This is a genomic window from Sphingomonas sp. CL5.1 (assembly GCF_013344685.1).
Classification (GTDB): domain Bacteria; phylum Pseudomonadota; class Alphaproteobacteria; order Sphingomonadales; family Sphingomonadaceae; genus Sphingomonas.
This window is the reverse complement of sequence record NZ_CP050137.1, coordinates 4,394,837-4,419,937: the sequence shown is the minus strand read 5'-3', so window position 1 is coordinate 4,419,937 and position 25,101 is coordinate 4,394,837. Positions and strand designations below refer to the sequence as shown.

25 protein-coding genes, 1 tRNA gene and 1 pseudogene are annotated in these 25,101 nt (G+C 69.9%); 19 read left to right on the top strand and 8 right to left on the bottom strand.

The genetic code is table 11. The annotated features are described in order from the left end of the window. Nucleotides 1-81 precede the first annotated feature (81 nt). From F9288_RS22255 to F9288_RS21120, 4 genes are all read right to left on the bottom strand, one after another. Complete coding sequence (locus F9288_RS22255) at nucleotides 82-621, bottom strand: PEPxxWA-CTERM sorting domain-containing protein (RefSeq protein WP_254620996.1); 540 nt, start codon at nucleotides 619-621, stop codon at nucleotides 82-84. Between the two features lie 239 nt (nucleotides 622-860). Then, nucleotides 861-937: transfer RNA gene (locus tag F9288_RS21130), tRNA-Trp, on the bottom strand. A 91-nt stretch (nucleotides 938-1,028) separates the two neighbouring features. Further along, complete coding sequence (locus tag F9288_RS21125; protein WP_254620995.1) at nucleotides 1,029-3,389, bottom strand: bifunctional diguanylate cyclase/phosphodiesterase; 2,361 nt, start codon at nucleotides 3,387-3,389, stop codon at nucleotides 1,029-1,031. Nucleotides 3,390-3,466: 77 nt separating this feature from the next. Continuing rightward, nucleotides 3,467-5,194 (bottom strand): fatty acyl-AMP ligase, encoded by a 1,728-nt coding sequence (locus F9288_RS21120; protein ID WP_174838692.1) that lies wholly within the window; start codon nucleotides 5,192-5,194, stop codon nucleotides 3,467-3,469. A 109-nt stretch (nucleotides 5,195-5,303) separates the two neighbouring features. Here F9288_RS21120 and F9288_RS21115 point away from each other — a divergent pair, with 109 nt between their 5' ends. The 5 genes and pseudogenes from F9288_RS21115 to F9288_RS22250 form a co-directional block, all read left to right on the top strand. Then, complete coding sequence (locus F9288_RS21115) at nucleotides 5,304-5,828, top strand: regulatory protein RecX (protein ID WP_254620994.1); 525 nt, start codon at nucleotides 5,304-5,306, stop codon at nucleotides 5,826-5,828. Nucleotides 5,829-5,919: 91 nt separating this feature from the next. Further along, nucleotides 5,920-6,483: a cold-shock protein gene (locus F9288_RS21110; protein ID WP_174838689.1), complete on the top strand. Its 564-nt coding sequence runs from the start codon at nucleotides 5,920-5,922 to the stop codon at nucleotides 6,481-6,483. A 1-nt stretch (nucleotide 6,484) separates the two neighbouring features. Next, the gene (locus F9288_RS21105) at nucleotides 6,485-6,985 is read left to right on the top strand and encodes a DUF192 domain-containing protein (protein ID WP_174838687.1); all 501 of its coding nucleotides are present in this window, start codon (nucleotides 6,485-6,487) and stop codon (nucleotides 6,983-6,985) included. A gap of 31 nt (nucleotides 6,986-7,016) precedes the next feature. Continuing rightward, on the top strand, nucleotides 7,017-7,409 hold the full coding sequence (locus F9288_RS21100) for an NADH:ubiquinone oxidoreductase subunit NDUFA12 (RefSeq protein ID WP_174838685.1): 393 nt from the start codon (nucleotides 7,017-7,019) through the stop codon (nucleotides 7,407-7,409). A 209-nt stretch (nucleotides 7,410-7,618) separates the two neighbouring features. Then, nucleotides 7,619-7,852, top strand: a pseudogene (locus F9288_RS22250) (DUF2155 domain-containing protein); the annotation flags it as partial. Between the two features lie 35 nt (nucleotides 7,853-7,887). On the opposite strand, the gene aat reads toward F9288_RS22250, so the two are convergent. The 4 genes from aat to F9288_RS21075 form a co-directional block, all read right to left on the bottom strand. Next, nucleotides 7,888-8,622 carry a leucyl/phenylalanyl-tRNA--protein transferase gene (gene aat / locus F9288_RS21090; protein WP_174838683.1) on the bottom strand — a complete coding sequence of 245 codons (735 nt, stop codon included), beginning with the start codon at nucleotides 8,620-8,622 and terminating at the stop codon, nucleotides 7,888-7,890. Then, entirely contained in the window at nucleotides 8,619-9,329 is a 711-nt protein-coding gene (locus F9288_RS21085) for a ParA family protein (protein WP_174839245.1), read from the bottom strand. The genes aat and F9288_RS21085 overlap by 4 nt, the downstream gene beginning before the upstream one ends. 103 nt (nucleotides 9,330-9,432) lie before the next feature. After that, entirely contained in the window at nucleotides 9,433-9,819 is a 387-nt protein-coding gene (locus F9288_RS21080) for a hypothetical protein (RefSeq protein ID WP_174838681.1), read from the bottom strand. A gap of 89 nt (nucleotides 9,820-9,908) precedes the next feature. Beyond that, nucleotides 9,909-10,397, bottom strand: coding sequence for a DNA-deoxyinosine glycosylase (locus F9288_RS21075; RefSeq protein WP_174838679.1), 489 nt, complete (start codon nucleotides 10,395-10,397; stop codon nucleotides 9,909-9,911). Between the two features lie 88 nt (nucleotides 10,398-10,485). Between F9288_RS21075 and F9288_RS21070 the strand changes: the two genes are divergently transcribed. The 14 genes from F9288_RS21070 to murC all read left to right on the top strand — a co-directional run bounded on the left by F9288_RS21070 (nucleotide 10,486) and on the right by murC (nucleotide 25,087). Continuing rightward, entirely contained in the window at nucleotides 10,486-11,469 is a 984-nt protein-coding gene (locus tag F9288_RS21070; protein ID WP_174838677.1) for a cysteine synthase A, read from the top strand. Between the two features lie 43 nt (nucleotides 11,470-11,512). Further along, entirely contained in the window at nucleotides 11,513-11,800 is a 288-nt protein-coding gene (locus tag F9288_RS21065) for a hypothetical protein (RefSeq protein ID WP_254620993.1), read from the top strand. A 304-nt stretch (nucleotides 11,801-12,104) separates the two neighbouring features. Continuing rightward, entirely contained in the window at nucleotides 12,105-12,605 is a 501-nt protein-coding gene (locus tag F9288_RS21060) for a division/cell wall cluster transcriptional repressor MraZ (RefSeq protein WP_174838676.1), read from the top strand. Further along, nucleotides 12,602-13,561 (top strand): 16S rRNA (cytosine(1402)-N(4))-methyltransferase RsmH, encoded by a 960-nt coding sequence (gene rsmH / locus F9288_RS21055; RefSeq protein WP_174838675.1) that lies wholly within the window; start codon nucleotides 12,602-12,604, stop codon nucleotides 13,559-13,561. Before F9288_RS21060 ends, rsmH begins: the two co-directional genes overlap by 4 nt. Before the next feature lie 2 nt (nucleotides 13,562-13,563). Then, nucleotides 13,564-14,304 carry a hypothetical protein gene (locus F9288_RS21050; protein ID WP_174838673.1) on the top strand — a complete coding sequence of 247 codons (741 nt, stop codon included), beginning with the start codon at nucleotides 13,564-13,566 and terminating at the stop codon, nucleotides 14,302-14,304. Further along, nucleotides 14,301-16,022: a penicillin-binding protein 2 gene (locus F9288_RS21045; protein WP_174838671.1), complete on the top strand. Its 1,722-nt coding sequence runs from the start codon at nucleotides 14,301-14,303 to the stop codon at nucleotides 16,020-16,022. The genes F9288_RS21050 and F9288_RS21045 overlap by 4 nt, the downstream gene beginning before the upstream one ends. Then, nucleotides 16,019-17,431: a UDP-N-acetylmuramoyl-L-alanyl-D-glutamate--2,6-diaminopimelate ligase gene (locus F9288_RS21040; protein WP_174838669.1), complete on the top strand. Its 1,413-nt coding sequence runs from the start codon at nucleotides 16,019-16,021 to the stop codon at nucleotides 17,429-17,431. Before F9288_RS21045 ends, F9288_RS21040 begins: the two co-directional genes overlap by 4 nt. After that, entirely contained in the window at nucleotides 17,428-17,559 is a 132-nt protein-coding gene (locus F9288_RS22330; RefSeq protein ID WP_302675308.1) for a hypothetical protein, read from the top strand. The genes F9288_RS21040 and F9288_RS22330 overlap by 4 nt, the downstream gene beginning before the upstream one ends. 27 nt (nucleotides 17,560-17,586) lie before the next feature. Beyond that, nucleotides 17,587-18,954, top strand: a complete 1,368-nt coding sequence (gene murF, locus F9288_RS21035; RefSeq protein WP_174838667.1) for a UDP-N-acetylmuramoyl-tripeptide--D-alanyl-D-alanine ligase — start codon at nucleotides 17,587-17,589, stop codon at nucleotides 18,952-18,954. Further along, nucleotides 18,954-20,024 (top strand): phospho-N-acetylmuramoyl-pentapeptide-transferase, encoded by a 1,071-nt coding sequence (gene mraY, locus F9288_RS21030; protein ID WP_174838665.1) that lies wholly within the window; start codon nucleotides 18,954-18,956, stop codon nucleotides 20,022-20,024. The genes murF and mraY overlap by 1 nt, the downstream gene beginning before the upstream one ends. Further along, nucleotides 20,021-21,304 (top strand): UDP-N-acetylmuramoyl-L-alanine--D-glutamate ligase, encoded by a 1,284-nt coding sequence (murD, locus tag F9288_RS21025; RefSeq protein WP_174838664.1) that lies wholly within the window; start codon nucleotides 20,021-20,023, stop codon nucleotides 21,302-21,304. Before mraY ends, murD begins: the two co-directional genes overlap by 4 nt. Further along, complete coding sequence (locus F9288_RS21020) at nucleotides 21,301-22,533, top strand: FtsW/RodA/SpoVE family cell cycle protein (protein WP_174838662.1); 1,233 nt, start codon at nucleotides 21,301-21,303, stop codon at nucleotides 22,531-22,533. The genes murD and F9288_RS21020 overlap by 4 nt, the downstream gene beginning before the upstream one ends. Further along, a complete protein-coding gene (gene murG / locus F9288_RS21015) occupies nucleotides 22,530-23,675 on the top strand; it encodes an undecaprenyldiphospho-muramoylpentapeptide beta-N-acetylglucosaminyltransferase (protein WP_174838660.1) in 1,146 nt (381 codons plus the stop codon). Before F9288_RS21020 ends, murG begins: the two co-directional genes overlap by 4 nt. Beyond that, entirely contained in the window at nucleotides 23,672-25,087 is a 1,416-nt protein-coding gene (gene murC / locus F9288_RS21010) for a UDP-N-acetylmuramate--L-alanine ligase (RefSeq protein WP_174838659.1), read from the top strand. Before murG ends, murC begins: the two co-directional genes overlap by 4 nt. Nucleotides 25,088-25,101: the final 14 nt, after the last annotated feature.

The following is a 25,101-nucleotide window of genomic DNA, read 5'->3' as shown; positions in this document are numbered from 1 at the left end:
ACCGTTCCGCACGCGGGCGGGCCGCGCAAGAAAAAAGGCGCCGGTCACCCGGCGCCTCTTCCTTTCGCGATCGCCAGCGTATCAGGCGAAGCGCACCCGCACCTTGCGGCGGCGCATCGCCGCGCCGACCACGCCGAAGCCGGCGATCATCATCGCCCAGGTCGCCGGCTCGGGAACGCTGCCCCCGCCCGCGACGGCCGACACGCTTCCGTCGGTCAGCCAACGCGATCCGGCGAGCGTCTGCGTTTCGCTGCTGGTCTGGTTCAGCGTCGCGCCTGTGGCGGTCAGCGGGCTGCTGAAGAAGATGTTCAGCTGCGCGCCGGCGAAATTCGCCGAAATGCCCTGCGCGAAAGTCCAGAACACCGGGCTGATGGCATTGGCCATCGTGTAGGTCGTGCCGGCGAAGGTGCCGTAGGGCCAGCCGTTGCCGCCCGCCGAGGTGATCGAGAAATCCTCCAGCGCGGAAAGATCGTCGCTCGTGGTGAACGACCCGGTCAGCGTGCCGCCGTCGACCAGCTTCACATTGTCGAGATTGAACACGATCGCCGCCGAAGCCGGCGTCGCCATCGCGATGGCCGAAACGGCCGACAGGGCAGCAGCGGCTACCAACTTGCGCATCATCTAACTCCCAGGTTCGATCGGTTCCGGCGATGGCGAATCGGCCCGCCGCCTTGATCGTGCCCGCTCATGACGCAATTGGGCGCGTAGTTACAGCGTGTTAATCATTTTTACGAAGCTCGTGCCGAAATGGGACACTGACTTGCTTCACCGGACGCGATCGAATCGCGCGTCATCTGGCGCATGGCGAAACGGAATGATCCGCCGGCACCTGTTCGGCGATCGGCCGCGATCAGGAAAGGTGGCAGGGGAGCTCGGATTCGAACCGAGGGCCTTCGGTTTTGGAGACCGACGCTCTAACCAGCTGAGCTACACCCCTACGAGGGAATGCCCCCTAACGCGAGCCGGCGGCGGCGGCAATAGGGGAGCGGGCCGTGACGATCGTTCCCTCACCGAAAGCGAGGCGGGCCTCACGCCGCGATATAGGCATCGGGGCGATGCCGGCCAGCGAGCGCGCGCGCTTCCTCCACCGGCAGCGGGCGGCCGAAATAGAATCCCTGGATCTTGGAGCAGCCCAGCTCGCGGATCATGGTCAGCTCCGCTTCGGTCTCCACCCCTTCCGCCGTCGTCGCCATGCCGAGGCTGCGCGCGAGCGCCACCACCGCGCAGATGATCGCCAGCGCCTCCGGCACGCCGCGCGACGCGCCCTGCACGAAGCTGCGGTCGATCTTGATCGAGGAGAAGCGGGTGCGGCTGAGATAGCCGAGCGAGGAATAGCCGGTGCCGAAATCGTCGAGGCTGAGCCGCACGCCGAGATCGAGGATGCGTTCCAGCACCTTCACCGCGCCGGTGCCCTCGCGCAGGAAGACGCTTTCGGTCACCTCCAGCTCCAGCCTGCTGGGCGAGATGCCGGACGTGGCGAGCGCCTGCGCGACGACGGTGACGAAATTGGGATCGTGGAGCTGCTCGGGCGAGACGTTCACCGCGACTCGCACGTCGTCGGGCCAGCGCGCGGCCTCGGCGCAGGCGGTGCGCACCACCCATTCGCCGATCGGGCCGATCAGCCGCGCCTCCTCCGCCAGCGGCACGAACTTGGCCGGGCTGACGAGGCCGAACTGCGGGTTGTTCCAGCGCAGCAGCGCCTCGAAGCCGGTGAGGCGACCGCTCGCCGCTTCCACCACCGGCTGATATTGCAGGTGCAGTTCGCCGCGCTCGAGCGCCTTGCGCAGCGCGATCTCCAGCACGCGCCGCTCCTCGGCATTGACGTGGAGCTGCGGATCGTAAGCATGGAACACCCCGCCGCCCGCGTCCTTCGAGCGATAGAGCGCGAGATCGGCCGAGCGGATCAGGTTCTCCGCCGTCCGCCCGTCGCGCGGCGAGGTGGCGACGCCGACCGAGGCGCCGATCCACAGGGTATGCTGATCCACCTCATAGGAGCGGGAAAGCGTCTCGATGATCGTCCGGGCGAGCTGCTCGACGCGCTCGCTGTCGGTGGCGTCGCGCACCACCACGGCGAATTCGTCGCCGCCGAGCCGGCCGACCATCTCATTGTCGGTGACGAGCTGGGCGAGCCGCTCGGACACGCGGCCGAGCAGCCGGTCGCCGATCGGATGGCCGAGCGTGTCGTTGACCGCCTTGAAGCGATCGAGGTCGATCATCATGAAGGCGCAGCGCGACCCCCATTTCTCCGCCTCGACCAGCGCGCGGCCCAGCGCCTCGTTGATGAGCAGGCGGTTGGGCAGGCCGGTGAGCGTGTCGTAACGCGCCATGCGGTTGATCTTGTCGGCGGTGGTGCGCTGCTCGGTGACGTCCGAGCCGACCCCGCGGAAGCCGACGAAATCGCCGCGATCGTCGTAGCGCGGGCTGGCGGCGATCTCCCACCAGCGCTGCTCGCCGTCGACCAGGACCGGGAGCACGAGATCGCGGAAGCTCTCGCGATTCTTCAGCTTTTCGGCGAGCTGGCGCAGCGCGGCCGAGAAATTGCCCGATTCCCACGACGGGCCGGCGAGCACCTGAAGCAGCGGCAGCCCCTCGATCGCGCTGGGCGCGACGCCGAGCGCGACGGCGAAGCGCCCATTGGCGCGGACGATGCGGCGCTGGACATCCGTTTCCCACAGCCAGTCGGAGCCGGTCTCCTCGAACTCGCGAAGCAGCAGGCTGACGGTCTCGTCGCGCTCGGTGAGCGTCAGCTCGGAGCCGCGCAGCAGGACGAGCGCCTGCGCGCGCGAGACGCAGGCGATGATGAGGATCGCGGCGAACAGCACCGTGCCCGCCGCCGCGACATAGACCTGCGCGATGACGAAGGCGGCGGTCACCGCCAGCGCCACCCCGCCGATGAAGCCCAGCGCGGCCAGGACCAGCGGGGCCAGCGCCAGCGCGGCGGCCGACATCAGCACCGACAGGACCATCCACAACGCCAGCGGCGTCGCCGAATCGCCATAGCGCCCGAACAGCAGCACCGGCACGCTCCACGCCACGGCCAGCGCCGCGCCCTCGAAACCGGTGCCGCGCAGATCGTCGACGGAGGCGAGCGCGTCGGGTTCCGGGCTGATCCGCAAACGGCGGACGGCGACGAAAGTGGCGATCAGCATGACGCCGAACGTCCAGACCCCGAGCCACACCGGCGGCACGAAATGGGAGAACAGCATCACCACGATCGTCGCGCCGATCAGGTTCGCGCCGAGCATGAACAGCGCGAGCTGTCGCCCGGCATGCAGCGTGGCCCCGCGAATCCGCGCCCAGGCGGCGGCATCCTCGCCTTCGGAAAGGCCGAGCAGCGGCCCGATCGGGACCGCCGGACGACGGACGGTGGGGGGTTCTGTGACACTCACGCCCGAACGCATACGCGATCAGGGGTTGACCAATCGTTTCCGTGGCCGCGCCGGATTCCTGTTCGAAACGATGGGGTTCAGGCGGCGATGGCGTAAGGCTTGATCTCGCCGGAGAGATAGAGGTTGCGCGCCTTCGCCCGGCTGAGCTTGCCCGAGCTGGTGCGCGGCAGCGTGCGCGGCGGGATCAGCTCCACCACGCAGTTCATGCCGGTGACGGCGCGCACCCGGTCGCGGATCTCGTCGCGCAGGCGGGTGCGCTCGGCATCGTCGGAGGTGCGGCACTGGACGAGCACCGCCGGGGTCTCCTCGCCGCCAGGCGTGGTGATGGCGAAGGCGGCGATGTCGCCCTGCTTGAAGCCGGGAAGCTGCTCCACCGCCCATTCGATGTCCTGCGGCCAATGGTTGCGGCCGTTGACGATGATCATGTCCTTGGCGCGGCCGACGATATAGATATAGCCGTCGGAGATGTAGCCCATGTCGCCGGTGTCGAGCCAGCCGCCCTTCATGCAGGCCTCGGTCGCCTCCTGATCGCGGAAATAACCGACCATGACCGATGGGCCGCTGCACCACACCTTGCCGATCGCGCGCTCGGGCAGGGGCGTGCCGTCCTCCTCGCGGATCTCGATCTTCATGTCGCGCACCGGCTTGCCGCAATTGACGATCGCGCGATAGCGTTGCGGGCGGTCCTGCCCGGCCGGGACGCCGGAAAGCTGCGTCTCCTCGACCAGCTCGACGCGGATGCCCTCGCCCGGCGGCATGATCGACACCGCCAGCGTCGCCTCGGCAAGGCCGTAGCTCGGCAGGAAGGCGCTGGCCTTGAACCCGGCGTCGGCGAAGGAATCGACGAAGCCCTGCATCACGTCCGGCCGGATCATGTCCGCGCCATTGCCGGCAAGCCGCCAGCGCGACAGGTCGAAGCGGTCCGACGCGCGCGTCTGGCTGGAGATGCGGCGGGCGCAGATGTCGTAGCCGAAGGTGGGCGAGTAGCTGATCGTGGTGCCCTGGTTGCGGCTGATGAGGTCCAGCCACGCCAGCGGACGGCGGGCGAAATCCTCGGTCTTGAGGTAATCGGTCGAGACCTGGTTGGCGATCGGCGAGAGGAAGCAGCCGACCAGCCCCATGTCATGATACCACGGCAGCCACGAGACGCAGCGGTCGCTGTCGACCAGCTTCATCCCGTGCGAATGCGCCGCGAGGTTGTTGAGCAGCGCATGATGGGTGATCGCCACGCCATGCGGGAAGCGCGTCGAGCCGCTGGAATATTGCAGATAGGCGATATCCTCGCCCTTCGCCGGCGGCAGCGCGACCGGCACGGCCTCGGTGGCGAGCAGCTCGCTCCAGTCCACGCCCTCGACGCCGCGCGCCGCCGCCGCCGCGCCGGCCATCGCGGCCAGCTCCGGCGGGTAGATCAGCATCTTCGGATCGCAGCTCGCGAGCTGGACGCTGAGCTGGTCGATATAGGATTCCTTGCCGCCGAAGGAGGTGGGCAGGGGCAGCGGCACCGGCCACGCGCCGGCATAGACCGTGCCGAAGAACAATGCCGCGAACTCCGGCACCGTCTCCGCCACCAGCGCGATGCGGTCTCCCGGCGCGACGCCCGCCGCGACCAGCCGCCACGCCGCGCTTTCCGCGTCCCCGCGCAGTTCGGCGAAGGGATAGACGCGGGTCAGCGCGCCGCGCGCATCGTGGAAATTCAGCCCGCGCTTGCCCTGCGCCGCATAATCCAGCGCCTCGCCCAGCGTCGCGAAATCCGCGAAGCGCCGTGGCAGCGCGTCCTGCGTGGGAGTGGGATCGAGGGTAGTCATTCCAGCATTGTACCTTTCGCGCGCCCCTGGCGGGTCGCAAGCCTGCTCACGGCAGCACCTGCGCGCCTCGCGCGTTTAAATTCGTTCGTCAGTGTGGCAACAACATGGCGTGCCCCGCGAACCTCGTCCCGCCCGCCCGCTCGATGCCGCCGCGCTCGACCGGCTGGCGCTGCGCTATGTCGAGCGGTTCGCGACGACGCGCGGCAAGCTGGCGGATTACCTGCGCCGCAAGGTGCGCGAGCGCGGCTGGCACGGCGCGCCGGCCGATCCCGCGACGGTGGCGGAGCGGATGGCGGCGCTGGGCTATGTCGACGATCGCGCCTTCGCCGACATGCGCGCGGCGGCGCTGGCGCGGCGCGGCTTCGGCGCGCGCCGCGTGGCGCAGGCGCTGCGCGCGGCGCATGTCGGCGAGGAGGACGCCGTCGCCGCGATCGAGCCGGCGGCGGAACGACCGCTCGACGCGGCGCTCGCCTTCGCGCGCCGCCGCCGCTTCGGCCCGTGGGCGAAGGCCGCGCCAGACGAGCGGCTGCGCGAGCGGCAGGTGGCGGCGATGGTGCGCGCCGGCCATGCCCCGGCGCTGGCGCGGCGGATCGTGCTGTCGCCCCCCGGTGTCCCGTTCGAGGGCGATGAATGACGTGTGCCGCGTGGTTTGCCTGTTGAACCGGATCGTAACCATGCTAGCGTGGGACGAACCCGGGGGGGATCACGTATAAGTGCGTAGCGACATGTCTCGCGATGCGGATGACCGCGAAGAGGAAGAAGGCGTGCCCGGCGCCGGGGAGGGCGTGCGGGTGGCCGGCACGCTCAAGTGGTTCGACGTCACGCGCGGTTTCGGCTTCCTCGTGCCCGATACGGGCGACACCGGCGACGTGCTGATCCATTTCAGCGTGCTCCAGCCGCTCGGCCGCCGCAGCCTGCCGGAGCGTTCGCGCGTGGAGGCGATCGCGGTGCAGCGCGAGCGCGGCTTCCAGGCGGTGGAGATATTGTCGATCGACACGTCGCAGGCGGTGGAGCAAAGCCAGCCGCGCGACCGCGCGCGCATCGATCCCGCGAGCATGATCGACGAGGCGGGCGAGTGGGAGCCGGTGCTGGTGAAATGGTTCAACCGGCTCAAGGGCTATGGATTCCTGGTGCGGCCGGACGGGGAGCAGGATATATTCGTCCATATGGAAACGCTGCGCCGCGCCGCGATCCATGAGGTGGAGCCGGACCAGCCGCTGCGCGCGCGCGTGGTGGAGGGCCGCAAGGGTCCGCTCGCGGTCGTGGTCGATATCGCGCCGGAGGAATGAGATGTTGCGTATCCTGGCCGTCGCGGCGCTCGCGCTGCTCGCCCCCGCCTGCTCGCGCGGCGATGCCGGCGCCACCGAAGGCGCGGGCGCGGCGAAGCGTGTGACGCTGACGATCGCCGGCCCCAGGGGATCGCACGAATTCAGGGTCGAGGTGGCGTCGACCGCCGACGCGCAGGAGCGCGGGCTGATGTTCCGCACCGACATCCCGAAGGACGGCGGGATGCTGTTCGCGCCCTATCCGCCCGACGGCGGGCCGCCGAAGCCGGCGATCTTCTGGATGAAGAACACGCCCAGCCCGCTCGACATATTGTTCATCCGCCCCGATCATACGATCGCGCGGATCGCCGAGAACAGCGTGCCTTTCTCCGAAACGCCGATCCCGTCGGGCGAGGCGGTCACCGCGGTGCTGGAGATCAACGGCGGGCGCGCCGGCGAGCTGGGCATCGACGAAGGCGACAAGGTGACGTGGGAAAGCGGGCCGGGGGATGGCAAGCCCGGTTGAAGCGCGCGGGCTTCGGGGGTAAGCGCGGCGCATGGGCATCAATCTGAACCCGTTCACCTGGTGGAACGGCGCGACCATCGGCACCTGGTTCGGCCTGCGCGGCAAGACGCGCGTGGGCGAGGATTCGCTCGGCAACGTCTATTACGAGGGCGGCACCGACACCGCCGGCCAGCCGCGCCGCTGGGTGATCTATCAGGGCGCTAACGACGCCAGCCGCGTGCCGCCGGAATGGTTCAGCTGGCTGCATCATCATGTCGACGACGCGCCCGATCGCGCGCTGCCCGCGCCGCGCCGCTGGGAGAAGCCGGCCGTGCCGAACATGACCGGCACCGCGCTCGCCTATCGCCCGCCGGGCGCGCTGGAGAAGGGCGGCAAGCGCGCGCCCGCGACCGGGGATTATGAGGCGTGGAGCCCCGAGGCGTGAAGCGCGCGCTGGCGGCGGGCGGCGCGCTCGTCGTCGCGCTGGCCGGCGTGGGCCTGTGGCAAGGGCGGCACTGGCTCGCCGATGCCGCGCCGACGCCCCGCGCAGCCGCCCCCGCCGCGTCGCAGGCCGTGCCCGCCGCGCGCCCCGCGCCGGACGGCGTGACGGCGGTCGACGGCAGCGATCAGGCGGCCGACGCCGGCACGACGCCGATGGCGGAGCGCGTGGCGGTGATCGGCCTCCTCAACAAGCGCAACGGCGTGAGCCGCGACCTGACGATGAAGCCGGGGCAGGCGCTGCGCGTCGGCGACACGATCGTCCGGCTGCGCGCCTGCGAGAAGACCGCGCCATGGGAGCAGGAGCAACTGACCGGCGCCTTCGTCCAGCTCGACGTGAAGGGCGCGGACAATTTGTGGCGGCGGGCCTTCTCGGGCTGGCTGTTCAAGGAGCGCCCGGCGCTCAACGTGGTGCAGCACCCGGTCTATGACGTCTGGGCCAAGAGCTGCACGATGTCCTTCCCGGCGAAAGGCGCGGATACCGACGTCATCGCCGCCTCGACCGCGAAGAAATCGGCCGCGGCGGCGGATGCCGACGCCAGCGACGGCGCCGACGACGCGCCGGTCGCGGAGACGAGCGGCCCGAGCGCCTCGCCCAGCAACACCATGTAATCGGCCCGGTCGATCTCCACCGCGCCGAGCGAGGCGAGGTGCCCGGTCATGAACTGGCAGTCGAGCAGGGTGAAGCCGCCCGCCCGCAGCCGCGCGACGAGCGCGGCGAGCGCGATCTTCGAGGCATCGGCCGCGCGGCTCACCATGCTTTCGCCGAAGAAGGCGTGGCCGAGCGCGAGGCCGTAAAGGCCGCCGACCAGTTCCTCGCCGTCCCAGCATTCGATCGAATGGGCGTGGCCGGTTTCGTGGAGATGCAGGAAGACATGCTCGATCGAGCGGTTGATCCATGTCTCCGGCCGGTCGCTGGCGGCTTCCGCGCACAGGCGGATGACGGCGGGAAAATCGCGGTCGGCGGTGATGCGGAAGCGGTCGGCGAGCAGCTTCTTGCGCAGCGAGCGGGAGAGATGGAAGCCGTCGAGCGGCAGGATTGCGCGGCGGCGCGGCTCGACCCAATAGACGCCGGGCGCGTCGCGGCCGTCGGCCATCGGGAACACCCCGACCGAATAGGCCCCGAGCACCATCGCCGGATCGAGCCGCTCGAACTTCATGAAGCGAGTCGTCGCTCGATCCTTTGCCAGATATCGAGGAAAGCGGCGGCCGCCGCCGATCGCGGCGCCACCTCGCCCACGGCCTTGTGCGCGGCGGCGGACGCCTCGACCACGCTCGCCATCGGGATCACCGGCCAGTCGGGATGGGCGGCGACGGCCTCCAGGTGCATCCGCCGGCGGCGATCGACCATCGCGTGAACCGGGAGCGTGGGCGTGCGCCCGCCGAGATGCCGCTCGATCTCCTCATAGGCGCGCTGCGCCAGCGGGGAGGGGACGACGGGGATGACGATCAGGTCGGCGGCGCGCGCGACCTGCTCCGCCGTCTCGGTGAGGCCGGGCGGGCAATCGAGGATCACGCGGTCGTAGTCGCCGAGGCCGGCGATCAGCTTGCTCAGCCGCTTCTTCTTGTCCATCTCGCGCAGCAGGTGGTCGAGGTCACGTAGCGATGCGTCGGCGGGGAGCAGGTCGAGCCGCTCGACGGTGGTGGGGCGGATCAGCTTGCGCGCGTCCACCTCGCGCGAAAAAGCCGCCTGCGCGCGATCGTGCTTCGCCTCGCGACCGAGCATCCAGCTTGCCGCCGCCTGCGGATCGAGATCCCACAACAGGGTGCGGCGCGCCGATTTCGCCGCCGCGCACCATGCGAGGTTGGCCGCCAGCGTCGTTTTCCCGACGCCACCCTTCAGGCTGTAAACCGCGATCGTCGCCATATGCGCGAAGGTGCAGCGCCGCGCGGCGCGAGGCAAGCGCCGCCGATTAAAAAGGCCGGCGCAACGGGTGCGCCGGCCTCGAAAGCTGGATGATTGCGGAAAATCAGGCCTTGCAGGCCTGCTCGCCCTTGCCCGGCTGGGTCAGGGTGATGTGGCTGGGGTCGCCGGTCAGCTTCCAGCCGCCGTCGGCGACCAGCGGATCGCCGGCCTTCTCGGCCTTCAGCGTGGTGGGCGAGCCGTCCTGCTTGGTCTTGACGATCGCCTGCTTGTCGCCCTGGAAGAAGGTGACATAGACGAGGCTGTTGTCCTTGCAGCGGAAGGTCTTGTCCGCCTTGATCGCGGGCGGAAGCTCGACCGCGCCCTTGTTGGCCAACTCGGCGGCCATGGGATCGGGGTTGGTGTCGACGATTTCCGGCTTGCTCGGCTGCGAATTGCAGGCGGAAAGCGCGATCAGCGCGGCGGCGGCAGGGAGGAGAAGGTGGCTTTTCATAGCAGAGCGACGCCATACCCCCGGTGTCGCCTCCGTCAAGGGCGCGATGAAATTTTGTATCCTGCGGCGCCTGTTTTCGAGCGCGGGAATCAGCCGATGAAGGCGGCCAGCGCATCCCATGCCGGCTGCTTCGCCGCGATGCCGACCGTGTGGAGCGGGCTGGAGGAAGGAAGCGCGACCAGCGCCACCACGCGCCCCGCCAGCAGCGGCCGGCCGAGTCGCAGCGCCGTGCCGCCGTTGAACGCCACCGCGCGCAGGCTCGCGAGCGAGTCGATCAGCGCCGGCAGGTCGTTGGTCGCGTGATCGCGGATCGCCGCATCGCTGCTGCCCGATCGCCGCGCCGAGGCCACGACGTCCCACAGCCCGATCCGCTCCTCCAGCAGCGCCGCGAGGCGCGCTTCATAGGGGAGGGCGGCGAGATCGCGCCCGACGACATGGCCGACGAGGCGCCAGAACTGGTTCTGCGGATGCGCGTAATAGCGCTGCTCGGCAAGGCTGCGCTCGCCCGGCAGGCTGCCGAGGATCAGGACGCGCGTGCGATCGTCGACGACCGGCGGGAAGGAGGATTTGCGTGCCATATGCCTGACCATGCGATCAATCACGCTATCGGCCGCTAAAGCGCAAGCGTGGTTGCCGCGACCGCCCCGGCGGCGCACATAAGCATTCATGCACACCGCTTCCGACACACTCTCGCTCATCGGCAACACCCCGCTCGTCCGGCTGAAGGGGCCGAGCGAGGCGACGGGGTGCGATATCTTCGGCAAGTGCGAATTCGCCAATCCAGGGGCCAGCGTGAAGGATCGCGCCGCGCTGTTCATCGTCGAGGACGCCGAGGCTCGCGATCAACTCCAGCCCGGCGGCACGATCGTCGAGGGGACGGCGGGCAACACCGGGATCGGCCTCGCGCTGGTCGCCAATGCCAAGGGTTATCGCACGATCATCGTGATGCCGGATACCCAGTCCAAGGAGAAGATGGACACGCTCCGCGCGCTCGGCGCGGAGCTGGTGACGGTGCCGGCGGCGCCTTATTCCAGCCCGTGCCATTTCGTGCATACCTCGCGGCGCATCGCCGAGGAAACGCCGGGCGCGATCTGGGCCAACCAGTTCGACAATATCGCCAACCGCCGCGCGCATATCGTCGGCACCGCCGAGGAGATCTGGGCGCAGATGGACGGGCGGGTCGACGGCTTCACCTGCGCGGTCGGCACCGGCGGTACGCTCGCCGGCGTCGCGATGGGGCTGAAGGCGAAGGACGATCGCGTGACGATCGCGCTCAGCGACCCTCATGGCGCCGCGCTCTACGAATATTATGCGCATGGCGAGCTGAAGGCGGAGGGCAATTCGGTCGCCGAGGGGATCGGCCAGGGGCGGATCACGGCCAACCTCGAGGGCGCGCCGATCGACACGCAATATCGCATCCCCGATCAGGAAGGGCTGGACTGGGTCGAGCGGCTGCTGCGCGAGGAGGGGCTGTGCCTCGGCCTGTCGTCCGGCATCAACGTCGCCGGCGCGGTGCGGCTGGCGCGCGACCTTGGGCCGGGCAAGCGCATCGCGACCATCCTGTGCGATACAGGTTTCCGTTATCTTTCCACGCTTTATAACCCGGAATGGCTCTCGGCCAAGGGGCTGGAGCGGCGGCTGCCGGTGTAAAAATTCGACATTCGCGCGATATGGCGTTAGTCTCGCACGACGGATGAGTACCGAAACACCCCCATCGAACCAGACGGTGCAGCGTGTGCGGGTCGGCCTGATCGGCCTGGCCGCCGTGGTGCTGCTCATCGGCCTCGCCAGCGCGATCTTCAGCGCCGCCAGCCGGGAGAAGCCGGTGACCGCGGTCGATGCGCCCAAGGCGGAGGCGGTCGCCAACATGACGCTTGCCAACAGCGAACAGCCGGTCGCCGCGCCGAACGAGCCGCTCGCCGAACTGGGCGTCGCCCCCGCCACCGCCAACGGCGCCGCCCCGGCCGCGCCGCGCCAGTGAATCCGGCCATGACGCTCATGGAATCGCCGGTGATTCCCCGGTCCACCCCGGATTCCGCCGGCCGTTTCGCGCGAACGGAAGCGGAACGCATGCGCTTCGCCGTGGCGGAATCGGGAAGAAAGCCGCCCGGCTGACCGCCTGTTCCCCGATTTTCCCCATATTTCCCTTCCCATCCCCGACACGCCCTGATATCTATCGGGCTACAGAGGGGCGGACTCGCTGTATCTTGTCTTCGCGATAGCCGGGCGGCCGAACGGGCTGGTTTCCGGGCCGGAGAAGCGCGTCCGCCGCGGGCGAGGTGGGCGTGTCGGAAAGGATCGACTATCAGGGAAAGGGTATCGCGCTCGTCGACGACAAGTCGCGCGTGGCGATCCCGAACACCCTGCGCGCCATGCTCGCGAAGAATTCCCCGCGCGAGGACGGGAAGGACGGCGGCACCGTCATCATCGCGCCGCATCCCGAGCATCGCTGCCTGATCGCCTATGATCCGCGCTTCGTGCCGTTCTGGAAGGCGCGGCTGGAGCAGCTCGACGCCGCCCAGTTCGAGAAGACCGGCCGGACCGACTATAACATCCTCGACCGCGCCGGCGGCGCGGAGCCGTTGCCGTTCGATGGCAGCGGGCGCTTCATCATGCCGGCGTTCGAGCGCAAATACGCGCGGATCGATACGCTCGCCGTCTTCTACGGCTCGTTCCACTGGATCACGATCTGGAGCCCGAAGATCCTGATCGAGACGCCGGGAATCGACCCGTTCCTCAAGGAATATGTCGAGTTCGCCTGCGAGGAGAAGGGGTATGCGCTGTGACCGCGCAGGCTGATCCCCATATCCCGGTGCTGCTCGACGAAGTGCTCGCCGCGCTTACCCCCAGGCGCGGCGAGACCGTGGTCGACGGCACGTTCGGCGCCGGCGGCTATACGCGCGCGCTGCTGGCGACGGGCGCGCGCGTCATCGCCTTCGACCGCGATCCCGATGCGATCGCCGCCGGGCGGGCGCTGGAGGCGTCGAACCCGGACCTCATCCTCGTGCCGGCCGAATTTTCCGCCATGGCCGGCGAGCTTGAGACGCGCCACGCGGCGCCGGTCGACGGGGTGGTGCTGGATATCGGCGTGTCGTCGATGCAGCTCGACCAGCCGGCGCGCGGCTTCTCCTTCCAGGGGGACGGGCCGCTCGACATGCGCATGTCGCGGGCGGGGCCGTCGGCCGCCGATTTCCTCAACACCGCCGACGAGGCGCTGATCGCCGACGTGCTGTGGCGCTACGGCGAGGAGCCGCGCTCGCGCCGCGTGGCCAAGGCGATCGTCGCGGCGCGGCCGCTCACCACCACCGGGCAGCTCGCGCAGGTCGTGCGCCGCGCGCTGGGGCATCGGCCGCACGACAAGAAGGACCCGGCGACGCGCGCCTTCCAGGCGATCCGCATCCATGTGAACCGCGAGCTGGAGGAGCTGGCGCAGGGCCTCGCCGCCGCCGAGCGCGTGCTGGCGCCGGGCGGTCGGCTCGCGGTCGTCACCTTTCACAGCCTGGAGGACCGGCTGGTGAAACGGTTCCTGCGTGAGCGCAGCGGGGCGATGCCGGCCGGGTCGCGGCATCGCCCCGAAGCGTGCGAGGCGCGGGCGCCGAGTTTCGAGCCGGCGGCGAAGGCGGTGCGCCCGAGCGCGGCTGAAGTGGCGCGTAATCCGCGGGCGCGCTCGGCGACGTTGCGCGTGGCGCGGCGCACCGGGGCGGCGGCCTGGGCGGGCGGCGTCGAGTTAGTGGAGGCGTAACGATGGCAGCGACGTACAGATTGAAGGGCTTGGGCTGGTTCGGCGGCGTGGTGATCGTGTCGCTGGGCTTCTACCTCATCTCGCTTCAGGTCGCGGCGGAGCGCAAGCGGCTGGAGCAGCTCAACGGCAGGATCAGCTTCGCCCAGCGCGATATCCGCGCGCTGGAGACGGAGTTCGACGTCCGCTCCAACCTCGCGCAGCTCGAACGCTGGAACGGCGACACGCTGGCGCTCGCCGCGCCCACCGCCGCCCAGTTCGTGCGCGATGAGGCGCAGCTCGCCTCGATCAGCTTCGATCGCGCCGCGCCGATGCCGGGCGGGCAGCAGGGCGCGATCCGCACCGCCGCGCTGGTCGTGCCGTCGCTGCCCTCGCCGGCCCACGCCCCGGCCGCGCCGACCCCGGTGATCGACGAGACGCCCGCCGTTGCCGCCGCCGCGCGTCCCGCGACGCTGGTGAAGGTCGCCGCGCGCGCCGAGGCGCCCCGCCTCACCCCGGCGGTGCTGATGCACGCCGATCTGGCCGAGGCTAGCCCGGCGGCGCACAGGGGCGAGGCAGCCGGCGATCGCGCCGCCGCGCCGAAGCTGACCGCCGCCGTGGTGATGCGCACCGAGGTCGCGGCCGACAGCGCGCCCGTTTCCCGCAGGGGCAAGGCGGTGGCGATGCTCGACAAGTCGCTGCTCAGCGACACCACGCTGGGCGATCTGATGAGCGGCGCGCGCGCCGAGGCACGGCGGCCACGTTGACCACGCTGGTCGCGCGCCCTGCCCGATCGGTGAAGGCCAGCGAGCAGCGCCATGCGCTGCTCGCGACGCAGCACATGCGGCTGATGATGCTGATGCTGCTGTTCGCCGCCGCCGTGACGGTGGTGGTCGGGCGGCTGGCTTGGCTGGCGATCGAAGGCAAGCCGGCGCGCGCGTCCATCCTCGGCGCCGCGCCGCGCGGCGATATCGTCGACCGCAACGGCGAGCCGCTGGCGCGCACGATCGACGCCTGGGCGATCGGCGTCCACCCCGATCGTCTGCTGGGCGACCGCGGCGAGATCGCGCAGCGGCTGGCGGACCTGATGCCGGATATCGGCAGCCAGCAATGGTTCTACACGCAGATCAGCAAGAAAGTGCCGTTCACCTATCTCAACCGTCGCGCCAGCCCCGCGCTGGTCGAGGCGGTGAACGCGATCGGCGAGCCGGGCATCGTCTTCGAGCGGCAGACGCAGCGGCTCTATCCGCAATCGACGCTGGCGGCGCACGCGCTCGGCTATCTCTCCACCGACGGCAGGGGAATGGGCGGGATGGAGCGGGCGCTGGAGGCGCGGCTCACCGATCCGGCGCAGAACGGAACGCCGGTGGCGCTGTCGATCGACAGCCGCGTGCAGGCGGCGATGGAGAGCGAGCTTGGCCGCGCGATGGGCGACATGCAGGCAAAGGGCGCGGCCGGCATCGTCATGGACGCGCATACCGGCGAGGTGATCGCGATGGTCTCGCTGCCGATGTTCAACCCCAACCGGGTCGGCATGGCGGGCACAGAGGAACTGCGCAACAACGTCACCCAGTCGGTCTATGAGCTTGGCTCGACCTTCAAGCCGATCGCGATGGCGGCGGCGATCGACTATGGCGTCGTCACCGACATGAGCCGCCGCTTCGATGCGACGGTGCCGCTGAAGGTCGGCGGCTTCACGATCCACGACGATCGCGGACATGAGCAGAAGCGCTGGCTCAACATTCCGGAAACGCTGATCTATTCCTCGAACATCGCCACCGCGCGGATCGCCGACCTGGTCGGCGCGGGACGGATGCAGGACATGTTCCGCAAGCTCGGCTTCGATCGCAAGCCGGATATCGAGCTGGTCGAGAAGGCGCGCCCGCTGTGGCCGACCTATTGGGCGCGCACCACGGTGATGACCACCGCCTATGGCCATGGCATCGCGGTGACGCCGCTGCACCTCGCCAGCGCCTATGCCGCGCTGGTCAACGGCGGGATCTGGCATCCGGCGACGCTGCTCAAGGTGCCGCAGGGCGTCCAGCCGCAGGGCCACCGCGTGATCCAGCAATCGACCAGCGACCGGCTGCGGCAGCTCCTGCGCCTCGTCGTGCTCGACGGCACCGGGCGCAAGGGCGAGGCGCCCGGCTATCGCATCGGGGGCAAGACCGGCACCGCCGAGGTGGCGCAGCGCGGCGGCTATGCCCGGAACGCCAATGTCTCCACCTTCGCCGCCGCCTTCCCGATGGACGCGCCGCGCTATGTGGTGATCGCGATGATGGATTCGCCCAAGCGCGTGCAGGCGAACTCGTTCCAGACCACCGCCGCCTATACCGTAGCCCCCGTGGTGAGCCGCGTGGTGAGCCGCACCGGCGCGCTGCTCGGCGTGATCCCGGACGATCATCGCGACATCGACGAAAGCGATCTCAACCCGCTGCTGTGGAAGGCGCCGGGCGCGAAGGAAGAAAAAGGGAGCGCCGAATGAAGCTGGGCCAGCTCACCGGCGGCCCGGAAACCGCGCAGGTGACGGGCTTCGCGATCGACCACCGCAAGGTCGCGCCAGGCACCGTGTTCGGCGCGTTCGAGGGGCAGCGCGTCAACGGCGAGGACTTCATCCCCGCCGCCGTCGCCGCCGGCGCGATCGCCGTGGTCGCGCGGCCGGAGGCGAAGGTCGAGGGCGCGGCGCATATCGCCAGCGACAATCCGCGCGCCGCCTTCGCTGGCATGGCGGCGAAATTCTTCGCGCCCTTCCCGGAGACGGCGATTGCCGTCACCGGCACCAACGGCAAGACCTCCACGGTCGAGATGACGCGGCAGCTCTGGCGGATGGCGGGGCATCACGCCGCCTCGATCGGCACGCTCGGCGTCGCCACCGCTGAAGAGAGGGTGGTGACGGGGCTCACCACGCCGGACGTGGTGACATTCCTCTCGAATGTCGGGGGGCTGGCGCGCGAGGGCGTGACGCATCTCGCCTTCGAGGCGTCGAGCCACGGCCTGAGCCAATATCGCACCGAGGGCGTGCCGGTGATCGCCGCCGCCTTCACCAACCTCGGCCGCGACCATCTCGACTATCACGGTGACATGGCGGCCTATTTCACCGCCAAGCTGCGCCTGTTCTCCGAGGTGTTGGCCGATGAGGGGACGACGGTGGTGTGGGTCGACGATCCGCAGTCCGAACGGGTGATCGACCTCGCTCGCGCGCGGCGCAACAAGCTGGTCACGGTCGGCGAGCATGGCGACACGCTGCGGCTGGTGGCGCGCGACCCGACGTTGCTCGGGCAGGGGCTGGTGATCGCCGCCGACGGGCGCGAGCATAAGGTGACGCTGCCGTTGATCGGCGCCTATCAGGCGGCCAATGCACTGGTCGCGGCCGGGCTGGTGATCGCGACCGGCGGCGATGTCGCGACGACGATCGCCAACCTCGCGCGGCTCCAGCCGGTGCGCGGGCGGCTGGAGCGGGCCGTGATCGCCCCGTCCGGCGCGCCGGTCTATGTCGATTACGCGCATACCGCCGACGCGCTGGAGGCGGCGATCGCCGCGCTGCGCCCGCATGTCGCGGGGCGGCTGATCCTGGTGTTCGGCGCGGGCGGCGACCGCGACCATGGCAAGCGCGAGCCGATGGGGCAGATCGCCGCCGCGCAGGCCGACGTGGCGATCGTCACCGACGACAATCCGCGCGGCGAGGACCCGGCGGCGATCCGCGCCGAGATACTGGAGGGCGCGCCCGGCGCGATCGAGATCGGCGACAGGCGCGCCGCGATCGCCCGCGCGATCGGCATGGCGGGGGCCGAGGATATCGTGCTGATCGCCGGCAAGGGGCATGAGCAGGGCCAGATCGTCGGCGATCTCGTCCTGCCGTTCGATGACGTCACTGTCGCAAGGGAGGTAGCGTGAAAAGGAAGATCAACATTCCCGCCCGTCCGTTCACTCCGGCCGATGGCGAGAAGCGTCCGCGCGAGCGGCGCAAGCTCGGGCTGCGCTATGAACTGGTGAGCGGCGACGCGGTCAGCGGGCTGCGCTGACGCGACCGTGCTTGCTATAGGCCCGCCATGACCCTCTGGACCTCCGCCGAGATCGCGGCCGCCACCGGCGGCACCGCCTCCGCCGATTTCGCGGTGCGCGGTGTCGCGTTCGACAGCCGGGAGATCGGCGCGGGCGACCTGTTCGTGGCGATGAAGGGCACGGCGGCGGACGGGCATCGCTTCATCGACGGCGCCTTCGCGCGGGGCGCGGCGGGTGCGCTGGTGTCGGAAGTCACCGCGCACCCTTGCGTCCGCGTCGCAAACACCTTCGCCGCGCTGGAGGACATGGGCCGCGCGGCCCGCGCGCGCATGGCGGGCAAGGTGATCGGCGTCACCGGCTCGGTCGGCAAGACCTCGACCAAGGAGGCGCTGTTCGCCGCGCTCGATCGCGGCGCGCCGGGCGCGGTGCATCGCTCGGTCAAGAGCTACAACAACCATACAGGCGTGCCGCTGAGCCTCGCGCGGATGCCGCGCGAGACGCGCTTCGGCGTGTTCGAGATGGGGATGAACCACGCGGGCGAGCTGGCGCATCTGACGACTTTGGTGCGCCCGCACATCGCGCTCGTCACCGCCATCGCCCCGGCGCATACCGAGTTCTTTCCCGACGAAAGCGCGATCGCCGACGCCAAGGGCGAGATCTTTCGCGGGCTGGAGCCGGAGGGCGTGGCGATCGTGCCGCATGACAGCCCGCACCGCGACCGGCTGATCGATGCCGCCGCGCCTTATGCCGGGCGGATCGTCACCTTCGGGCTGGACGAGGGGGCGGACGTGCGGCCGCTGGAGACGATGCGGCTCGACGCCGGCACCTTCGTCACCGCGAAGGTGGGCGAGCGCGAATTGAGCTTCACCGTGTCGCAGCCCGGCGCGCATTGGGTGTCGAACGCGCTGGCGGTGATCGCGGCGGTCGACGCGGCGGGCGGCGACCTCGGGCTGGCGGGGCTGGCGCTGGGCGAGCTGGGCGGCCTCGCCGGGCGCGGCGACCGGTTCAAGGCGGCGGTCAAGGGGGGCGAGGCGCTGGTGATCGACGAGAGCTACAACGCCAATCCCGCCTCGATGGCGGCGACGCTGGAGGTGCTGGCGCACGAGCCGGGGCGGCATGTCGCGGTGCTCGGCGAGATGCGCGAGCTGGGCGCCGGGAGCGACGCCTGGCACGCCGCGCTGGCCGGGCCGTTGCTCGACGCGCGCGTCGAAACGGCGCTGCTGGTCGGTGAAAAGATGGCGCCGCTGGCCGAGGCCCTTGAGGGGCGCGTCGATTTCGTCCATGTGCCCGACGCCGCGACCGCGCTTGACTGCCTGAAACAGGTGATCGCGCCGGGCGATGCGGTGCTCGTCAAGGGATCGAACGGGGTGGGGCTGTCGCGGGTTGTCGCGGCTCTCGCCGGGGGCGTTTCATAGTGTTGTACCTGATCGCCGAAAGCCTCGGTTTCCCGAGCGTCCTCAACCTCATCCGGTATCTGTCGTTCCGCACCGGCGGCGCGGTGGCGACGGCGTTGTTCATCGGGCTGGTGATCGGGCCGAAATTCATCGGCTGGCTGCGCCTCAGGCAGGGCAAGGGCCAGCCGATCCGCGCCGACGGGCCGCAGACGCATCTCGCCAAGCGCGGCACGCCGACGATGGGCGGGCTGATGATCCTCACCAGCCTCAGCCTTGCGATCCTGATCTGGATGGACCTCCGGAACCCATTCGTCTGGGCCAGCCTGTTCGTGACGCTCGGCTTCGGCGCGATCGGCTTCATGGACGATTACGACAAGGTGACGAAGGCGACCACCGCCGGGATACCGGGCCGCGTGCGCCTGCTGCTGGAATTCCTCATTGCCGGGGTGGCAGCGTGGATCATCAGCCAGGAGAACGGCACCGGCCTGTTCCTGCCCTTCACCAACCGTTACTATCTCGAACTCGGCTATTTCTATCCGCTCTTCGCCGCCTTCACGATCGTCTCGTTCGGCAATGCGGTGAATTTGACCGACGGGCTGGACGGCCTCGCCACCATGCCGGTCATCATCGCGGCGGTGGCGTTCATGATTATCGCCTATCTCGCCGGCAACGTGAAGTTCGCCGACTATCTCGGCATCCCGCACGTGCCGCGCGCGGGCGACCTCGCGATCTTCTGCGGGGCGATGGTGGGGGCGGGGCTGGCCTTCCTGTGGTATAACGCGCCGCCGGCGGCGGTGTTCATGGGGGACACCGGCAGCCTCGCGCTCGGCGGCGCGCTGGGCACGATCGCGGTGATCGCGCATCACGAGATCGTGCTGGGGATCATCGGCGGGTTGTTCGTGGTGGAGGCCCTGTCGGTCATCATCCAGGTCGCCGTATATAAGCGCACCGGCAAGCGCGTGTTCCGCATGGCGCCGATCCACCACCATTTCGAGCAGCTCGGCTGGAGCGAGCCGACCGTGGTGATCCGCTTCTGGATCATCGCGCTGGTGCTGGCGCTTGCCGGCCTTTCGACGTTGAAGCTCAGGTGATCGTCTCCTCCCACTGGCGCGGCAGACGCTATGCGGTGCTCGGCCTCGCGCGGACCGGCGCGGCGACCGTGCGCGCGCTCGTCGCGGGCGGCGCGCAGGTGGTGGCGTGGGACAGCGATCCGGCGCGGCGCGAAGGCTTCGGCGGCGTGGAGATCGCGGACCTCGACAACGTGGATTTCGCAGGGGTTGACGCGCTGGTCGTCTCGCCCGGCGTGCCGCTCAACACGCATCCGCTGGCAGCGAGGGCGCGCGCGATCGGCGTGCCGATCACCGGCGACATCGAATTGTTCGCCGAGGCGCGCGCGGACCTGCCGCCGCACAAGGTGGTCGGGATCACCGGGACCAACGGCAAATCCACCACCACCGCACTTGTCACCCATATCCTCACGACCGCCGGCATCCCCGCGCTGATGGGCGGCAACATCGGCCTGCCCATTCTCGCGCAGGAGCCGCTGCCGGCCGGCGGCGTCTATGTGCTGGAGCTGTCGAGCTATCAGATCGACCTGACGCGGACGCTGGATTGCGACGTCGCGGTGCTGCTCAACATCACGCCCGATCACCTCGACCGCTATGACGGCTTCGACGGCTATGTCGCTTCCAAGGCGCGGCTGTTCGCGATGCAATCGTCGGAGCACGAAGCGGTGATCGGGATCGGCGACGCGCCTTCCGCCGATATCGCGCGGTCGCTTTCGGCGCGCGGCGAGCATCTGACGAAGATCGCGCCCGGCGTGTGCCTGGACCAGTCGCGCTGGCCGAGCCTCAAGGGACCGCATAACGCGCATAACGCGCTCGCCGCGATCGCGGCGGCGAAGGCGCTGGGGGTGAGGGCGGCCGATATCGATCGCGCGCTGGAGACTTTCACCGGCCTGCCGCACCGGATGGAGAAGGTGCGCGAGGTGGCCGGCGTCGCCTATGTCGACGACAGCAAGGCGACCAATCCCGAAAGCACCGCGCCCGCGCTCGGCGCCTTCCCGCGCGTCCACTGGATCGTCGGCGGGCGGGCGAAGGGCGACGACCTCGACGCCTGCCGCCCGTTCTTCGATCATGTCGTGCGCGCCTATACGATCGGCGAGGCAGGGCCGCGCTTCGCCGCGATCCTGAAGGACGCGATGCCGGTGGACGAGGCGGGGACGCTCGCCGCCGCCGTGGCCGGCGCGGCGCGGGCGGCGGCGCCGGGCGACACGGTGCTGCTGTCGCCGGCGGCGGCGTCGTTCGACCAGTTCCGTGATTACGAGCATCGCGGTCAGGCATTTCGCGAGGCGGTGGAGGCGCTGGCATGAGCGAGGAACAGGTGGAGATCGTCAGCGAGGCGGGGCTTCGCGCGCGGCTGAAGGGCCGTGGCGGGCGCGGCGACCGCTCGCCGCTCGGCACTTGGTTCTGGGATACCGATCGCGTGCTGCTGCTGCTGACGCTGGCGCTGATCGCCGTCGGGCTGCTCGCCGTCGCCGCCGCCAGCCCGGCGAGCGCGGTGCGTTATTCGGGCGAGCATGTGAAATTCCCGCCGCTCTATTATTTCTGGCGGCAGGTGATGTGGGTGGCGGTGTCGCTGCCGGTGCTGTTCATCACCTCGATGCTGCCGGTGAACACCGCGCGGCGGCTGGCGGTGCTGGGATGCGGCGTGTTCGCCGCGCTGCTGGCGGTCACCCCGCTGATCGGCGTGACGGTCAACGGCGCGCGGCGCTGGATCGGCTTCGGGCTGGCGCAGTTCCAGCCCTCCGAGTTCCTCAAGCCGTGCTTCATCGTCACGGTCGCGTGGCTGCTGTCGCTGCGCGCGCGCGACGAATCGCTGCCGGTGACGGCGATCACCTTCGCGCTGACCGGGCTGGTCGCGGCGATGCTGATGCTCCAGCCGGACCTCGGGCAGACGATCATCTTCTGCGCGGTGTGGCTCGCGCTGCTGATGATCGCGGGGACGCCATGGCGGACGATCGCGGCGTTCGTGGCGATGGCGCCGGCGGCGCTGGTCGCGGCCTATGTCTTCTACGGCACGGCGCGGGCGCGGATCGACGCCTTCCTGTTCCCGGATGCGGAGGGAACGGGCGCGAGCGACCATTTCCAGACCAACGCCGCGCACGCCACGCTGACGGCGGGCGGCTGGACCGGTACCGGCCCCGGCGGCGGCCGCGTCAAATTCGGGCTTCCCGAAGCGCACACCGACTATATCTTCTCCGTCATCGGCGAGGAATTCGGCTTGATCGTGTGCATGGTGATCGCGGTGATGTTTCTGGCGATCGTCGTGCGCGTCTTCGTCAAGCTGCTCGACGAGCAGGATAATTTCAAGCTGCTCGCGGCCGGCGGGCTGGCCACGCAGTTCGGCGCGCAGGCGCTGGTCTCGATGGCGGTCAACACCGGCCTCGCGCCGTCCAAGGGCATGACCTTGCCGTTCATCAGCTATGGCGGCTCATCGATGATCGCGCTGTCGATCGGAATGGGGCTGCTGCTCACCTTCACGCGGCGCAACCCGTTCCTGCTGCGCAGCCCCTATGTGACGCGATGGGGAGCCATGTGATGCAGTCGCGGCATTTCGTTCTCGCGGCGGGCGGCACCGGCGGACATATGGTCCCGGCGGCCGCGCTGGCGGAGGAGTTGATCCGGCGTGGGCATCGCGTGGCGCTGGTGTCCGACGAGCGCGGGGTGCGCTTCCCCGATCTGTTCGACGGAGTGCAGACCCATGTCCTCCCCGCCGGGCGGCTGAGCGGCGGCCCGGCCGGTTGGCTCAGGGCGGCGCGCGAGATGTGGCGCGGGCGGGCGATGGCGCGCGAGCTTTACCGCACCTTCCGGCCGGCGGCGGTGATCGGCTTCGGCGGCTATCCCGCCTTCCCGGCGCTGGCCGCGGCCTTCGCGGAGAAGATCCCGACCGCGATTCACGAGCAGAACGCGGTGCTCGGCCGCGTCAACCGGCTGGTCGCGCGGCGGGTGGATGCGATCGCCACCTCCTATGCCGAGACGGAGCGGCTCAAGCCCGCTCTTCTCGCCAAGGCGCATTGCGTCGGCAATCCGGTGCGCGACAGCGTGCTGGCGCTACGCGCGAAACCCTATCCGCTGCTGGAGGAGGACGGCATCTTCCGCGTCCTCGTCACCGGCGGATCGCAGGGCGCGAGCGTGCTGAGCAAGGTGGTGCCGGACGGCCTCGCCATGCTCCCCGTCGCCTTCCGCCGCCGCCTGCAGGTGACGCATCAGGCGCGGATCGAGGATATCGACGCGGCGCGCGCCAAATATGCCGAGCTGGATATCGCGGCGGACCTCGCCACCTATCTGCCCGACCTGCCCGAGCATCTCGGCTGGGCGCATGTCGTGATCGCGCGCGCGGGCGCCTCGACGCTGGCGGAGCTGACCGTCGCCGGGCGCCCGGCGATCCTCGTGCCGCTGCCGACCGCGACCGACGACCACCAGACCGCCAACGCGCGCGAGATCACCCGCGCGGGCGGCGCGCGGACGATCCCGCAGAGCCGGTTCACCCCCTCCGAACTTGCCAAGCAGATGCAGAAGCTCGGCCTCGATCCCGAGGCGCTGGCCAATGCCGCCGGCCGCGCCCGCGCCTGCGGCAAGCCCGATGCGGCGCGCGACCTCGCCGATCTGGTCGAAAGCCTCGACGCGCCGCGTGCCGCGCTGCCGGTCGGCCCGGTGGTGCGCAAGGAGGCGTTTGCGTGAAGGGCGTCCCAACCAATATCGGCACGATCCATTTCGTCGGCATCGGCGGCATCGGCATGTCCGGCATCGCGGAGGTGATGCACAACCTCGGCTATCAGGTGCAGGGCTCCGATGTGGCCGAGGGCTATGTGGTGGAGGGCCTGCGCGCGCGCGGCATCCCGGTGGCGATCGGGCACAAGGCGGAGAACCTTGGCGAGGCGGCGGTGGTCGTCACCTCCACCGCGATCAAGCGCGGCAACCCGGAGGTGGAGGCCGCGCTAGAGCGTCGCGTGCCGGTGGTGCGCCGCGCGGAGATGCTGGCGGAGCTGATGCGCCTCAAGTCCACCGTCGCGGTGGCGGGGACGCATGGCAAGACGACGACGACTTCGATGGTCGCGGCTTTGCTCGACGCGGGCGGGGTGGACCCGACCGTCATCAACGGCGGCATCATCAACAGCTACGGCAGCAACGCCCGGCTGGGCGACAGCGACTGGATGGTGGTGGAGGCCGACGAGAGCGACGGCAGCTTCCTGCGCCTCGACGGCACGATCGCGGTGGTGACGAACATCGATCCCGAGCATCTCGATCACTATGGCGATTTCGAGCGGGCGAAGGAGGCTTACGTCGAGTTCGTCGAGAACGTGCCGTTTTACGGCGCGGCGCTGTTGTGCCTCGATCACCCGGAGGTGCAGGCGCTGATTCCGCGCGTGCGCGACCGGCGGATCGTCACTTATGGCTTCGCGGCGTCGGCGGACGTGCGCGGGGTGAACGTCACTCCCTATCCTGGGGGCAACCGTTTCGAGGCGATCATCCGCCACCGCGACGGCACGGTCCGTTCGATCGAGCAGATCGACCTGCCGATGCCCGGCCGCCACAATGTCCAGAATGCGCTGGCGGCGATCGGCGTGGCGCTGGAGCTGGGGATCGACGACGCGACGATCCAGAAGGGCTTCGAGAAGTTCGGCGGGGTCAAGCGCCGCTTCACCAAGGTCGGCGAGGTGACGGGCGAGGGCGGCGTTGCCACGATCATCGACGATTACGGCCACCACCCGGTCGAGATCCGCGCGGTGCTGGCGGCGGCGCGGGAGAGCGCGCAGGGCCGGGTGATCGCGGTGGTGCAGCCGCATCGCTATTCACGGCTCGGCAACCTGATGGACGATTTCCAGAGCGCGTTCAACGACGCCGACATGGTCTATGTCACCCCGGTCTATGCTGCCGGCGAGGCGCCCGTCGCGGGCGTCGACTCGGAGGCGTTGGTCGAGGGGTTGAAACGGCGCGGGCATCGCGCGGCGACGGCGGTCGCCGACGCGGAATCGCTGGCCGATGCGCTGGCCGGCGCGGTGCGCGGCGGCGATCAGGTGGTGTGCCTTGGCGCGGGTGACATCACCAAATGGGCCGCCGGCCTCGCCCCGGCGATCGAGGCGCGACGATGAGCGTCGCATCCGTC